Source organism: Clostridium sp. UBA1056 (assembly GCA_002316385.1).
Taxonomy (GTDB): domain Bacteria; phylum Bacillota; class Clostridia; order Clostridiales; family Clostridiaceae; genus Clostridium_J.
In genome coordinates, this window is the sequence record DCDL01000020.1 from 1 (window position 1) to 15,019 (window position 15,019).

The 15,019-nt window shown below is 34.1% G+C and carries 13 protein-coding genes and 1 other annotated feature; all 13 genes read right to left on the reverse strand.

What is annotated here, in order from left to right; all coding sequences use genetic code 11:
* Positions 1-65: 65 nt before the first annotated feature.
* The 13 genes from fusA to rpmG all read right to left on the reverse strand — a co-directional run bounded on the left by fusA (position 66) and on the right by rpmG (position 14,777).
* On the reverse strand, positions 66-2,123 hold the full coding sequence (gene fusA / locus B3W71_RS05695) for an elongation factor G (RefSeq protein WP_346887978.1): 2,058 nt from the start codon (positions 2,121-2,123) through the stop codon (positions 66-68).
* Positions 2,124-2,198: 75 nt separating this feature from the next.
* A complete protein-coding gene (rpsG, locus tag B3W71_RS05700) occupies positions 2,199-2,669 on the reverse strand; it encodes a 30S ribosomal protein S7 (RefSeq protein ID WP_346887979.1) in 471 nt (156 codons plus the stop codon).
* A 128-nt stretch (positions 2,670-2,797) separates the two neighbouring features.
* Positions 2,798-3,175: a 30S ribosomal protein S12 gene (rpsL, locus tag B3W71_RS05705; protein WP_035135030.1), complete on the reverse strand. Its 378-nt coding sequence runs from the start codon at positions 3,173-3,175 to the stop codon at positions 2,798-2,800.
* Between the two features lie 94 nt (positions 3,176-3,269).
* A complete protein-coding gene (locus B3W71_RS05710) occupies positions 3,270-3,506 on the reverse strand; it encodes a ribosomal L7Ae/L30e/S12e/Gadd45 family protein (RefSeq protein WP_346887980.1) in 237 nt (78 codons plus the stop codon).
* 115 nt (positions 3,507-3,621) lie between these two features.
* On the reverse strand, positions 3,622-7,146 hold the full coding sequence (rpoC, locus tag B3W71_RS05715) for a DNA-directed RNA polymerase subunit beta' (RefSeq protein ID WP_346887981.1): 3,525 nt from the start codon (positions 7,144-7,146) through the stop codon (positions 3,622-3,624).
* A 20-nt stretch (positions 7,147-7,166) separates the two neighbouring features.
* Complete coding sequence (rpoB, locus tag B3W71_RS05720; protein WP_346887982.1) at positions 7,167-10,937, reverse strand: DNA-directed RNA polymerase subunit beta; 3,771 nt, start codon at positions 10,935-10,937, stop codon at positions 7,167-7,169.
* Positions 10,938-11,387: 450 nt separating this feature from the next.
* A complete protein-coding gene (rplL, locus tag B3W71_RS05725; RefSeq protein ID WP_346887983.1) occupies positions 11,388-11,753 on the reverse strand; it encodes a 50S ribosomal protein L7/L12 in 366 nt (121 codons plus the stop codon).
* A 75-nt stretch (positions 11,754-11,828) separates the two neighbouring features.
* Positions 11,829-12,335, reverse strand: coding sequence for a 50S ribosomal protein L10 (rplJ, locus tag B3W71_RS05730; RefSeq protein ID WP_346887984.1), 507 nt, complete (start codon positions 12,333-12,335; stop codon positions 11,829-11,831).
* Positions 12,336-12,365: 30 nt separating this feature from the next.
* Positions 12,366-12,491, reverse strand: a sequence feature (ribosomal protein L10 leader region).
* Between the two features lie 31 nt (positions 12,492-12,522).
* Positions 12,523-13,212 (reverse strand): 50S ribosomal protein L1, encoded by a 690-nt coding sequence (gene rplA, locus B3W71_RS05735; protein ID WP_346887986.1) that lies wholly within the window; start codon positions 13,210-13,212, stop codon positions 12,523-12,525.
* 65 nt (positions 13,213-13,277) lie between these two features.
* Positions 13,278-13,703, reverse strand: coding sequence for a 50S ribosomal protein L11 (gene rplK / locus B3W71_RS05740; protein ID WP_346887985.1), 426 nt, complete (start codon positions 13,701-13,703; stop codon positions 13,278-13,280).
* 92 nt (positions 13,704-13,795) lie between these two features.
* On the reverse strand, positions 13,796-14,317 hold the full coding sequence (gene nusG, locus B3W71_RS05745) for a transcription termination/antitermination protein NusG (protein WP_346887987.1): 522 nt from the start codon (positions 14,315-14,317) through the stop codon (positions 13,796-13,798).
* A 46-nt stretch (positions 14,318-14,363) separates the two neighbouring features.
* The gene (gene secE / locus B3W71_RS05750) at positions 14,364-14,588 is read right to left on the reverse strand and encodes a preprotein translocase subunit SecE (RefSeq protein WP_414631987.1); all 225 of its coding nucleotides are present in this window, start codon (positions 14,586-14,588) and stop codon (positions 14,364-14,366) included.
* Positions 14,589-14,627: 39 nt separating this feature from the next.
* Positions 14,628-14,777, reverse strand: coding sequence for a 50S ribosomal protein L33 (gene rpmG, locus B3W71_RS05755; RefSeq protein WP_035135045.1), 150 nt, complete (start codon positions 14,775-14,777; stop codon positions 14,628-14,630).
* Positions 14,778-15,019: the final 242 nt, after the last annotated feature.

Consider the following 15,019-nt stretch of genomic DNA (forward strand, 5'->3'; position numbering starts at 1 on the left):
TATTCCTCCTTATATTAGAAAACATTTTTTATTTTCACTTATTATTTATTCTTAATTATTTTTAATTATTTTTTAGATAATTGTTCTTGTATACTCTTTGGAACTTCTTCAAAGTGATCAAATACCATTGAATAAACACCTCTACCTTGAGTCTTTGATCTTAAGGTAGTCGCATATCCAAACATTTCAGATAGTGGAACGAATGCTCTAATAACTTGAGCACCACTAACAGCTTCCATACCTTCTATTCTACCCCTTCTTGAGTTTACGTCTCCTATTACATCTCCCATGTACTCTTCTGGAACTGTAATTTCAACTTTTTCAACTGGCTCAAGTAATACTGGGTCAGCTTTAGCCATAGCATTTTTAAACGCCATAGATCCAGCAATTTTGAATGCCATTTCTGATGAGTCAACTTCGTGGTATGATCCATGTACAAGTCTAATCTTAAAGTTAATAGTCTCGTAACCAGCAATTATACCACTCTTAGCAGCTTCTCTTATACCGTTATCAATTGGAGCAATATACTCTTTAGGAATAGCTCCTCCAACAACAGCATTTTCAAATACATAATCACCTTCAATTGGTTCCATCTCGATTACACAGTGACCATACTGTCCCTTACCACCTGATTGCTTAGCATATTTAGCTTCAGCTTTAACAGCTTTTCTGATTGTTTCTTTATAAGCAACTTGTGGAGCTCCAACATTACACTCTACCTTAAATTCTCTTGTTAATCTATCTACAATAATATCTAAGTGAAGTTCACCCATACCAGCTATTATTGTTTGACCAGTTTCTTGATTAGTATAAGTCTTGAATGTTGGGTCTTCTTCAGCAAGTTTTGCTAAAGCTATTCCTAACTTTTCTTGACCAGCTTTAGTCTTTGGCTCAATAGCTACAGATATAACTGGCTCTGGGAATTCCATTGATTCAAGTATTATTGGGCTAGTTTCTGAACATAAAGTATCACCTGTTGTAGTTCCTTTAAGTCCAATAACTGCTCCAATTTCACCTGCTTCTAATGCTTCTACCTCTTCTCTATGGTTAGCATGCATTTTAACAAGTCTTCCAATTCTTTCTTTCTTGCCCTTAGTTGAGTTAAGTACATAAGAACCACTTTGCATTATACCTGAGTAAACTCTTGTAAACGCAAGTTTTCCTACAAATGGATCAGTTGCAATTTTGAATGCTAAAGCAGACATCGGAACTTCATCTGAAGCTTCTCTTGAATCTTCTTCTCCATCTAATGTAGTACCTTTAACAGCTGGGATATCTAACGGAGATGGTAAATAAGCAACAACGCCATTTATCATTTCTTGAACCCCTTTATTTTTATATGATGATCCACATATACAAGGAACTATTTCATTTGCTATAGTAGCTTTTCTTAACCCAGCATGTAATTCATCTTCAGTTATTTCTTCACCTTCAAGGTATTTTTCCATTAACTCTTCATCAGTTTCTGCTATAGCTTCTATCATAGCCATTCTATATTCTTCTGCTTTTTCAGCTAGTTCTGCAGGAATTTCTTCAATTCTTACATCTGTTCCCAAATCATCATAGAACAATATAGCATGATTAGCTATAAGGTCTATCATTCCTTTAAAGTTCTCTTCTGCACCTATCGGAATTTGTATTGGCACTGCATTTGATTTTAATCTATCTCTTACAGTTTGAATACATCTAAAGAAATTTGCACCTGTAGCATCCATTTTATTAACATAAATCATTCTTGGAACGCCATATTTGTCTGCCTGTCTCCAAACAGTTTCAGTTTGTGGTTCAACCCCACTCTTAGCATCAAGTACAGTAACAGTTCCATCAAGCACTCTTAATGATCTCTCAACTTCAACTGTGAAATCTACGTGTCCAGGAGTGTCTATAATATTTAGTTCATGTTCTTTCCAGAAACATGTTGTTGCAGCAGAAGTAATTGTTATACCTCTTTCTTGTTCTTGAACCATCCAGTCCATTTGAGATGCACCTTCATGAGTTTCTCCTATTTTATGAGTTTTTCCTGTGTAAAATAAAATACGCTCTGTTGTGGTAGTTTTACCTGCATCTATATGAGCCATAATTCCAAAGTTACGGAATTTCTCTAACGGGTATTGTCTAGCCATTCATATTTCCTCCTCTTGACGAGTAATTTTAAATTCGACAAAACTGTTTTGGCCTTAGCCAAAACAGTTTTTGTATTAGTATCTGTAATGAGCAAAAGCCTTATTTGCTTCAGCCATCTTATGAGTATCTTCTCTTTTCTTAACTGCAGCTCCTGTGTTGTTTGAAGCATCGATTAACTCATTAGCTAATCTTTCTCTCATATACTTCTCGCCTCTTTTGTCACAAGCTAACAACATCCATCTAATACCTAATGTTTGTCTTCTCTCTGGTCTAACTTCGATAGGTACTTGATATGTAGCTCCACCTATTCTTCTAGCTTTAACCTCAAGTAATGGCATTATATTGTTCATAGCTGCCTCAAAAACCTCTAGAGGTTCTTTTCCAGTTTTCTCACGAATGATATCAAAAGCATCATAGCATATTTTCTGCGCTACACCCTTTTTTCCGTCTTCCATAACACTGTTTATTAATTTAGTAACAACTTTTGAATTGTACATTGGATCTGGTAATACATCTCTTTTTGCAATAAATCCTTTTCTTGGCACTTTTCTTCCCTCCTTAACATTCTAAAATTAACTCATAGGTACTCGATATCTCTACCGCAAAGTGCTTTGCTCTTATAATCTATGTAAATCTATATAAATTCGAAGGCATAGCACTCTTTAATTAAGACCTATTTTTGTTTCGGTCTCTTAGCACCGTATTTAGATCTTGATTGTAATCTGTTTGCTACTCCTGCAGAGTCTAAAGCTCCTCTGACTATGTGATATCTGCAACCTGGAAGGTCTTTTACTCTTCCTCCTCTTATAAGAACAACGCTGTGCTCTTGTAGGTTGTGTCCTTCACCTGGAATGTAAGCAGTTACTTCGTATCCATTTGTAAGTCTAACTCTGGCTACTTTTCTTAACGCTGAGTTTGGCTTCTTAGGAGTACTAGTTTTAACTACAGTACATACTCCTCTTTTTTGTGGACACTCTTTTAATGCTGGTGCTGTAGATTTTGAAGCTAATGTCATTCTACCTTTTCTTACTAATTGGTTTATAGTTGGCATTATTTCACCTCCTTAAAATAATCACTAATGCTTATCTATTCACACAATAATATTATGATAGATACTCTATAATAAATTAGTCATTAGCAAAGCTCTAAATTATGAGTGCAGTCGCAGCGGAAACATCAATTCCACACAATACACCTAGTTCTTTCATAGTATCAACTTCTATAATCTCTAGGGATTTATCTGCCGCTAATTTAAGTATAGGTTCTAGTAGTTTACTATCTGCATCTTTTGCAACATACAGCTTAATGCCTAAATTGTTCTTTAAGGCTTTAGTTGTTTGCTTAACACCAACAACCTTTTCCCCAGCAAGTCTAGTCACCATACTATCCCCCCTCATAATTTTAATTCATAAAGTGATAAAATACAATTTTATTAATCACATACAAAATGTATTTTATCACTTTATATAATTCATGTCAATAGAACTCACTATAAGATTACGCGTTAATTTCTACTTCTTCAACTGGCTGATTTTCAGATATTCCAATTCCTCTATATCTGTTCATACCAGTTCCCGCAGGAATTAGTTTACCTATAATTACATTTTCTTTTAATCCTACAAGTGGATCTATCTTTCCTTTGATAGCAGCATCTGTAAGAACTCTTGTAGTCTCTTGGAATGAAGCTGCTGATAAGAATGAATCAGTTGCAAGAGCTGCTTTAGTTATTCCTAATAAAGCAATCTTACCTTCAGCTGGGTTTCCACCCTCCGCTAGAGCTCTTTCATTTGCTTCTTCAAAATCAAATATATCCATCATTGTACCTGGCAATAAATCAGTATCTCGAGTTTCCTCAACCTTAATCTTTCTAGTCATCTGTCTTATAACCACTTCAAGATGCTTATCATTTATATCAACACCCTGTAACCTATAAACTTTCTGAACTTCTGATAAAAGATAATTTTTAACACCTTTAACACCTTTAATTCTAATGATGTCGTGTGGATTTACTGATCCTTCAGTGATTTCATCACCCGCTTCTATTACATCTCCATTAGCTACTTTAATTCTTGAACCAAATGGTATTTCATAAGTAAACTCTTCACCAGAATTACTTGTTACTATAACAGTTCTCTTCTTCTTAGTCTCTTCCATTTTAACTGTACCTGAACAGTCACTTACTATGGCAAGACCTTTTGGTTTTCTAGCTTCAAACAGCTCTTCAACCCTTGGAAGACCCTGTGTAATATCTGCTCCAACAACTCCTCCTGTATGGAATGTTCTCATTGTAAGCTGAGTTCCTGGTTCTCCTATAGATTGAGCCGCTATTATACCAACAGCTTCACCTATATCAATTTTTTGTGCTGTAGCCATGTTCATACCATAGCACTTAGCACACACACCTATCTTAGAGTTACAAGTAAATACTGATCTTATTTTAACTTTCTTAACTCCTGCTTTTTCAACTTTTTCTGCTGTAGCCGCATTCATATATTCATCAAATTTAACTAGAACTTCTCCTGTTTCTGGATGAATTATATCTTCAGCACTATATCTTCCAGCAAGTCTTTCGCTTAGTGCCTCAATTACTTCGTTTCCTTCTTTGATTTCACTAACCTCATAACCTTCTTTAGTTCCACAATCCTCTTGTCTAACTATAACATCTTGGCTAACATCAACAAGTCTTCTTGTTAGATATCCAGAATCCGCAGTTTTAAGAGCTGTATCAGCATTTCCTTTTCTAGCTCCATGAGTAGATATAAAGTATTCTAATACTTCAAGACCTTCCCTAAATGATGCTCTAATTGGAAGTTCAATGATTTTACCTGATGGACTAGCCATAAGTCCTCTCATTCCTGCTAACTGTTTAATCTGGCTCTTAGAACCTCTGGCTCCTGAATCAGCCATCATGTTTATCGGATTAAACTTATCTAAGCTACCCATAAGAGCGTCAGCTACTTCTTCAGTTGTTTTTGTCCACTTATCTATAACTTTTTCATATCTTTCATCTTCAGATATAAATCCTCTTCTATACATCTTTTCTATCTTATCAATAGTATTATCTGCCTCTGCAAGTAATTCTTTTTTAATTTCCGGAACCTCCATATCAGCAATAGCTACTGTTACAGCTCCTATAGTAGAGAAGTGATATCCTTTTGCTTTGATATTGTCAAGCATCTTAGACGTTTCAGATGGTCCATATAAGGTATAACATTTATCTATGATTGTTCCTAAGTTTTTCTTACTTACTAGAAAATCTATTTCTAATTTAAATTCATTACTAGGTATAGATCTATCTACAAAACCTAAATTTTGAGGTATTGACTCATTAAATATTAACTTTCCTAATGTAGTCTCAATAATACCATATCGCTTTTCACCATTGATAATTTTAGATACTTTAACTTTAATGGTTGCATGTATATCTACATCCTTAACTTCATAAGCCATCATAACTTCTTCTGGTGATGAGAACATTCTTCCTTCACCCTTAGCTCCTTCTTTATCTAATGTTAAATAATAAGAGCCAAGAACCATATCTTGAGTAGGTACACATACTGGTTTACCATCAGAAGCTTTCATAATGTTATGTGCTGCAAGCATTAAAAATCTAGCTTCAGCTTGTGCTTCAACTGATAAAGGAACGTGTACAGCCATTTGGTCTCCGTCGAAGTCAGCATTGTATGCTGTACATACAAGTGGATGTAACTTTATTGCTCTCCCTTCAACCAATATCGGTTGGAAGGCCTGAATTCCTAATCTATGAAGTGTAGGGGCACGGTTAAGTAGTACTGGATGATCTTGAATAACTTCTTCAAGTACATCCCATACTTGAGGTTGAACTCTTTCAACCATTCTCTTCGCACTCTTAATGTTATGTGCAACTCCGCTTTCAGTTAATTTTTTCATAACAAACGGCTTAAATAGCTCTAATGCCATCTCTTTAGGAAGTCCGCATTGATACATTTTAAGTTCAGGTCCTACAACGATAACTGAACGTCCTGAGTAGTCAACACGTTTACCAAGTAAGTTTTGTCTAAATCTTCCTTGTTTTCCTTTAAGCATATCAGAAAGTGATTTTAATGGTCTATTCCCAGGACCAGTTACTGGTCTACCTCTTCTTCCATTATCTATTAATGAGTCAACTGCTTCTTGAAGCATTCTTTTCTCATTTCTAACGATAATATCAGGTGCTTGTAAATCAAGTAACTTTTTTAGTCTATTATTTCTATTTATAACTCTTCTGTATAAATCATTTAGATCAGATGTAGCAAATCTTCCACCATCTAACTGTACCATCGGTCTTAAATCTGGTGGTATTACAGGTATTACATCTATAATCATCCACTCTGGCTTATTAGTTGATTTTCTAAATGATTCTACAACATCAAGACGTCTAATAGTTCTTATTTTCTTTTGTCCTGTACTTGTTTTAAAATCTTCCTTAAGTTCTGTAGCAAGCTTATCTAAATCTATATCTTGTAATAAGATTTTTACTGATTCTGCACCCATTCCTGCTACGAAGCCATCATACCCATATTTATCAACGGCTTCTCTATAGTCTTTTTCTGTTAAAATTTGCTTTTTATCTAGCGGTGTATCCTTTGGATCTAGCACCACATAAGCAGCAAAGTAAAGTACTTTTTCTAAAGAACGTGGTGACATATCAAGGATTAATCCCATACGAGATGGAATTCCTTTAAAGTACCAAATGTGAGATACAGGGGCAGCAAGCTCTATGTGCCCCATTCTTTCACGTCTTACCTTAGATTTTGTAACCTCAACTCCACATCTGTCACATACTATACCTTTATATCTAACTCTTTTGTATTTACCGCAGTGACATTCCCAGTCTTTCATTGGTCCAAATATTCTCTCACAGAAGAGACCATCTCTTTCTGGTTTTAATGTTCTATAGTTAATTGTTTCAGGTTTCTTTACTTCTCCTCTAGACCATTCTCTAATCTGTTCTGGTGAAGCTAGCCCTATTTGTATTGCATCAAAATTATTTAATTCAAACAAGGGTACATCCTCCCTTCAATTTAATGTTCATCATTAAAATCATCTAAAACTAAATCACTGTCTAAATCAGAACTCAAATCAATATCTAAATCTGAATCTAGTTCTGGTTCTAACTCATCATCAAAATCATCTAACTTAATATCTTCAAATTCTGAATCGTCATCTTCATCTGATGAATCAGTATCTACTGGCTCAATATATTCCTTTACAGGTTCTTTTGAGGCTGCATCCTCTTTTCCTTCCATATTTACATCTAAATCTTCAGCATCATCATCTGCAGATTCTTTAAGCTTAATTTCCTCATGGTTTTCATCTAAAAGCTTAATATCTAAGCACAATGCTTGAAGTTCTTTAATAAGTACTTTAAATGATTCTGGAACTCCTGGTTCTGGTATATTTTCACCTTTTACTATAGCTTCATAAGTTTTAACTCTACCTACTACATCATCCGATTTAACTGTTAAGATTTCTTGAAGAGTGTGAGCTGATCCATATGCTTCAAGTGCCCAAACCTCCATCTCACCAAATCTTTGTCCTCCGAACTGAGCTTTACCTCCTAGTGGTTGCTGAGTAACTAATGAGTATGGTCCTGTAGATCTAGCATGTATCTTGTCATCAACTAAGTGATGAAGTTTTAATATATACATGTATCCCACTGTAACTCTGTTATCAAATGGTTCTCCTGTTCTTCCATCATAAAGCACAGTTTTACCATCTCTATTGTATCCAGCTTTCTCTAAACAATCTTGAATCTCAGTATCTAATGCACCATCGAATACTGGAGTAGCTATATGCCATCCAAGCTCGCTAGCAGCCCATCCTAAGTGAACTTCAAGCACCTGACCAATATTCATACGTGAAGGAACCCCTAGAGGATTTAAACAAATTTGAAGTGGTCTTCCATCTGGTAAGAATGGCATATCTTCTAGTGGTAATACTCTTGAGATAACCCCTTTGTTACCGTGTCTTCCCGCCATCTTATCTCCAACAGAAATCTTTCTCTTTTGAGCTATATAGCATCTAACTAATTGATTAACTCCTGGTGGAAGTTCATCAGCATTTTCCTTTGTAAATACTTTTACATCTACTATTATACCGGCTTCTCCATGAGGAACTCTTAAGGAAGTATCTCTTACTTCTCTTGCTTTCTCTCCAAATATAGCTCTTAATAATCTTTCTTCAGCTGTTAGTTCAGTTTCTCCTTTAGGAGTAACCTTACCTACTAGAATATCTCCTGATCTTACTTCAGCACCTATTCTTATTATTCCACGTTCATCTATATCTTTTAGAGCATCTTCTCCAACGTTTGGTATGTCTCTTGTAATTTCTTCTGGTCCTAGTTTAGTATCTCTAGCCTCTGACTCATACTCTTCAATATGAACTGAAGTAAAGATATCATCTCTCACTAGTTCTTCAGATATAAGCATAGCATCCTCGTAGTTATAACCTTCCCAAGTTATAAATCCGATTCTAATATTTTTACCTAATGCAATCTCACCTAAATCTGTAGATGGTCCATCAGCTAGAACTGTATTTACATCAACTTTTTCTCCTTTATCAACTATAGGACGTTGATTTATACAAGTACCAGAGTTGGATCTCTTGAATTTTAATAGATTATATACATCTGTACCACCATCTATATCTCTTTTTACTCTTATTTCATTACCACTAACATAGGATACAACCCCTGCATTCTTAGCCTTAGGTAATACTCCTGAGTCTACTGCTGCTTTGTATTCTATCCCAGTACCAACTACTGGAGCTTGAGTTTTAAGAAGTGGAACTGCTTGACGTTGCATATTTGATCCCATCAGTGCACGAGTAGCGTCATCATTTTCTAAGAAAGGTATCATTGCTGTAGCAACTGATACAATCTGTCTTGGAGATATATCAATTAGATCTACTTGTTCCCTTGGTACTATTATAACTTCTGATTTATCTCTAACAGTAACCTTCTTATCCATAAAGCTTCCATCTTCAGCTAATGGCTCACTAGCTTGTGCTACAAGATAATTATCTTCTTCATCTGCAGTTATATATACAATTTTATCTGTAGCTCTTCCTGTTTCTTTATCAACAACTCTATACGGAGTCTGCATAAATCCATATTCATTAACTTTAGCATAAGTAGCTAAAGAGTTAATTAAACCTATGTTAGGTCCCTCTGGTGTCTCAATAGGACACATCCTTCCATAGTGAGAATAGTGAACGTCCCTCACTTCGAAGCCTGCTCTCTCTCTTGATAATCCACCTGGTCCTAACGCAGATAGCCTTCTTTTATGTGTTAACTCAGATAAAGGGTTTGTTTGATCCATGAATTGTGAAAGCTGTGAGCTTCCAAAGAACTCTTTTATAGCTGCCACAACAGGTCTTATATTTATTAACGCCTGTGGAGTAATTATTTCTTGATCTTGAACAGTCATTCTTTCTTTGACTACTCTTTCCATTCTTGATAAACCAATTCTAAATTGATTTTGTAATAACTCACCTACAGATCTTAATCTTCTATTTCCTAAATGGTCTATGTCATCTACATGCCCTATTCCGTATGGTAATCCTAACTCATAGCTTAATGTAGCATATATGTCATCTCTAATTATATGTTTTGGAACTAACTTAGTTATGTTAGCTTTTATTTGTTCTTTAATTTCTTCTTCATCATGGTATGCTCCTAATATCTCTTTTAATGTAGGATAGTGAACATACTCTTTAATGTTTAATTTAGAAATATCAAAGCTTACATGTTTAGATAAATCAACAAAGTTATTTCCTATAACTCTTATAACTCTATCATCAACTTGAATATCTACAGAATTTATACCTAAATTTTGTATATCTGCAGCTAATTCTCTGCTTATTTTGTTTCCTTTTTCAACTATAATCTCACCTGTAGAAGGATTAATTATATTTTCAGCAGCTGTTTGATTAGCAATTCTCCATTTAACAGCTAACTTTTTATTAAATTTGTATCTACCTACTTTTGATAAATCATACCTCTTTGCATCAAAGAATAAGGACTCTATTAATGAAATGGCACTATCCACAGTTGGTGGTTCACCAGGTCTTAGTCTCTTATAAATCTCTAGTAATGCATCATTTTTTTCTTTTGTGTTATCTTTTTCTAATGATGCCTTAAGTCTTTCTTCTTCTCCGAAAACCTCAAGTATCTCCGCATCACTACCATAGTTTAGCATTACCCTCATAAGTACTGTGATAGGCAACTTCCTTGTTTTGTCTATTCTTACATAAATTATATCATTAGAGTCTGTCTCGTATTCTAACCAAGCTCCTCTATTTGGTATAACTGTTGAAGAAAATAATTTTTTACCAGTTTTATCAACAGTATAATTATAATATACTCCTGGAGATCTAACTAACTGACTTACTATAACTCTTTCAGCTCCGTTAATAACAAAGGTACCTTGATCAGTCATTATTGGGAAATCACCCATGAAAACTTCTTGTTCCTTTATTTCTCCTGTTTCATTATTTTGTAACCTAACTTTCACCTTTAATGGCGCTGCATAAGTAGTATCTCTTTCTTTGCACTGCTCAACAGAATATTTGATGTTTTCCATATCCAATTTGTAGTTGACAAATTCTAAAGATAAGTTGCCTGTGTAATCTTGTATAGGATTAATATCATCAAAAACTTCATGCAATCCCTCAGCTAAAAACCAATCATATGAGTCAATTTGAACCTCAATCAGATTTGGCATTACAGCAGTATCTTTTACCTTAGAAAAACTCATTCTTTCCCTTTTACCAACTTTTACAGGATGTACCATATATTTTTCACCCCTTGTATAAACTAAAATAAACCAAAGACACACTTTCCCCTAGGACTTTGTGTTTCGGACTTACACTTATTCATCATGCAATTCTATCCAATATGTAGAAAAATATTCATATGCTTATAATAACATCTAAATATATATAGTATATATAGAAATTTTTCTTCAATATGGATAAATCCATGATTTAATTTACTTTATTCGCATTGAATCATAATATCATTATTTTTATTTATTGTCAACATATATTAAATTTATTTTACGTATATTGACTATTACTATTTTTACATATAAATCCTTAAATATCTCTGACAAATAATAAGAATTTTAAATTAAGTTTACTATAAATATCTAAATAAAACTTTATCCATATGCTTGAATTTCTTTTGTTACAAAAATGGAGTACTTAATCTAAGTACTCCACAACGCAAATCTATCGATTTACTATTTTACTTCTACAGTAGCTCCAACTTCTTCAAGTTTAGCTTTCATGCTTTCAGCGTCTTCTTTGCTTACAGCTTCTTTAATTGTTTTAGGAGCTCCATCAACTATATCCTTAGCTTCTTTTAATCCTAATCCAGTTAATTCTCTAACAACTTTTATAACTTTTATTTTTCCTGCTCCAGCATTAGTTAATACTACGTCGAATTCAGTTTTTTCTTCTGCTGCTGCTCCTGCAACTGCTCCACCTGCAACTGCTACTGGTGCTGCTGCACTTACTCCAAATTCTTCTTCACAAGCCTTAACTAACTCGTTTAATTCTAAAACACTCATATCTTTTATAGCTTGAATTATCTCTTCTCTTGTCATTTTAAAATGCACCTCCGAAATTTTTAAATTATATTTTTATTTTCTCTAATATTTCTAAATTATTATTTAGATTAATTACTCTGCTGCTTCTTGACCTTTTTTCTCAGCTATAGCATTTAATAAGTATGCTAAGTTTGAAAGTGGAGCTTTGAAGCTTCCAAGTAATTTTGCAATAAGTACATCTTTTGATGGAATTGATGCGATCTCTTTAATTTGATCTTCACCAAATAACTCACCTTGGATTACTCCTGCTTTTAATTGAAGTTTTTTATGAGTTTTTGCAAAGTCATTTAAAACTCTAGCTGGCGCTGTTGGATCATCATATCCTAAAGCTATTGAAACTGGTCCTTGAAGATATTGATCTAATCCTTCAATTCCTAATTCCTTAGCAGCTAATATAACTAGTGTATTTTTATATACTCTATATTCAACACCTGCTTCTCTTAATGCTTTTCTTAGTTGTGTATCTTCTTCAACGTTTAGTCCTTGATACTCACTAAGAACAACTCCTTGAGCTTTTTCTAACTTTTCTTTTATTTCAGCAACTTTTGCTTCTTTTAAAGATCTATTTTTACTTTGCACTGTGTATCCACCTCCTTACAGCTTTCACTGTATATTAAAAATTAAGGTCTCTCCGCAGACACGAAGAGACCAATAAAATCATTTATTAGCATCCTCGGTAGGTATTTAGTTACGCATTTCAGCACCTACTGTCTACGGAATATATTCAACTTTTGTATTATAACACATTAATTTTTTTAATGCAATACTAATCTAACACTTTTGTTGGATTAATTTTAACTCCTGGTCCCATAGTTGATGCTACAGTAACAGATTTAATGTATTGTCCTTTTGCAGCAGCTGGTTTAGCCTTAACAATAGCATCCATTAAAGTACGGAAGTTATCCATTAACTTTTCAGATCCGAAAGACTTCTTACCAATTCCTACGTGAACTATAGCTGTTTTGTCTACTCTGTATTCAACTTTACCAGCTTTAATATCATTTAGAGCTTTTGCTACATCAAATGTAACAGTACCTGATTTAGGGTTTGGCATTAAACCTTTAGGTCCTAATACTCTACCTAGTCTTCCAACTACACCCATCATATCTGGAGTAGCTACAACTACGTCAAACTCAAACCAGTTCTCTTTTTGAATTTTATCTACTAGTTCTTCTGCTCCAACGAAATCAGCTCCAGCAGCTTCTGCTTCTTTTGCTTTATCTCCTTTAGCGAAAACTAATACTCTAACAGTTTTACCTGTTCCATGAGGAAGTACTACCGCTCCTCTAACTTGTTGATCTGCATGTCTTGGGTCAACACCAAGTCTTACGTGAACTTCGATTGTTTCATCGAATTTAGCTTTTGATGTTTTTACTGCAAGCTCCATAGATTCTGCTGGTGTATATAGCTCATTTTTGTCTATTAACTTAGCACTTTCTATGTAATTCTTTCCCATTTTAGCCATTTTGCATCCTCCTTTGTGGTATTAACGGTTTTTGCCTCCCACCGAATTAATTGAAATTACTCTTCGATTACTATTCCCATGCTTCTAGCTGTTCCAGCTATCATGCTCATAGCAGCTTCTACTGATGCAGCATTTAAATCTGCCATCTTTAATTCAGCTATTTCTTTAACTTTAGCTGCTGAAACTGTAGCAACTTTAGTTCTGTTTGGAACACCTGATCCACTCTCGATTCCAGCTGCTTTCTTTAATAATACTGCTGCTGGTGGAGTTTTTAGTATAAAACTAAATGATCTGTCTTGGTAAACTGTGATTACAACTGGTATTATCATACCTGGTTGGTCTGCAGTTTTTGCGTTGAACTCCTTACAGAATCCCATAATATTCACACCGTGTTGACCAAGTGCAGGTCCTACTGGTGGTGCTGGTGTTGCCTTTCCTGCAGGAAGTTGAAGTTTTATCATTCCTGTTATTTTCTTAGCCATGAGTTTACACCTCCTATATTGTGGTAAGCGGACTTTTATAAGCCCTCCCACTTAAATAGAATTAAGTCTTCTGAACTTTATTCTACTAAGTCTTAAAGTTTTTGTATTTGATTGAAATCAAGTTCAACAGAGGTTTCTCTGCCAAACATGTTAACTAATCCTTTAATTTTGTGTTTTTCTATAGATATTTCAGTAATTGCTACAATGAAGTCTTCAAACGGTCCTGATATAACCTTCACTTGTTCTCCTACTTCAACATCCACAGTAACCTGTTTTTCAACTATTCCCATATTATGAATTTCATCCTCTGTTAAAGGTACCGGTTTTGATCCAGGACCTACAAATCCAGTAACCCCTCTAGTATTTCTAACAATATACCAAGAATCATCAGTCATAACCATCTTAACCATCACATATCCTGGGAATACTTTTCTTAATGTAACTTTTTCTTTTCCATCCTTGATTTCTACTTGCTCTTCCATAGGTACTTGAATATCGTGAACGAATTCTTCAAGGTTTCTATTTTCAATAGCTTTTTCAAGGTTAGCCTTAACTTTATTTTCATATCCAGAATATGTATGAACTACATACCATCTAGCTTTTTCTTCTGCCATAGCTACAGGGACCATAATTCTATTGTCCCCTTACCTCCCTTTTAAATTATTTAAAAATCAAATTAAAAAGGTTTTTAAAACCAGCATCTAACAAACCTACAGTTACTGCATAAAGAAGACAAAAACATGTTACAGCCGTAAGAGCTTTCTTAAGCTCATCTTTTGTAGGCCATGTTACTCTTTTAAATTCCGCTTTTAAGTCGATAAAAAACTGTACTATCTTCATTCGTTTTTTAGGTTTAATTGCTTTACCCTCAACTTTTTCAGCCATAATTTTCACATCCCCAAAATATTTGAAGTTCTAAAAGAACTATTTTGTTTCTTTATGAAGTGTATGTTTGTGGCAGAATCTGCAGTATTTTTGCATTTCGATTCTGTCTGGATTATTCTTTTTATTTTTCATTGTGTTGTAGTTTCTTTGTTTACATTCAGTACATGCTAAAGTTATTTTAACTCTCACAATCTACACCTCCTAGTTTATGTGTATTTAATCTTATTTATAAAACCAATAATTTTTATCTTGATAATATATTGTTAACTGCAATTGCTACCTAAACAACTTATCACAAGTTAAGGCTTATGTCAATTGTAAATAATTCCTTGCAATCATTATATCATAAAGCATCAAAGATATCTTATTGAGTTTTCTTTTAAAAGGACTAGGTTTAGAACCCAGTCCTATTTTAAATCTTAATTATTTTA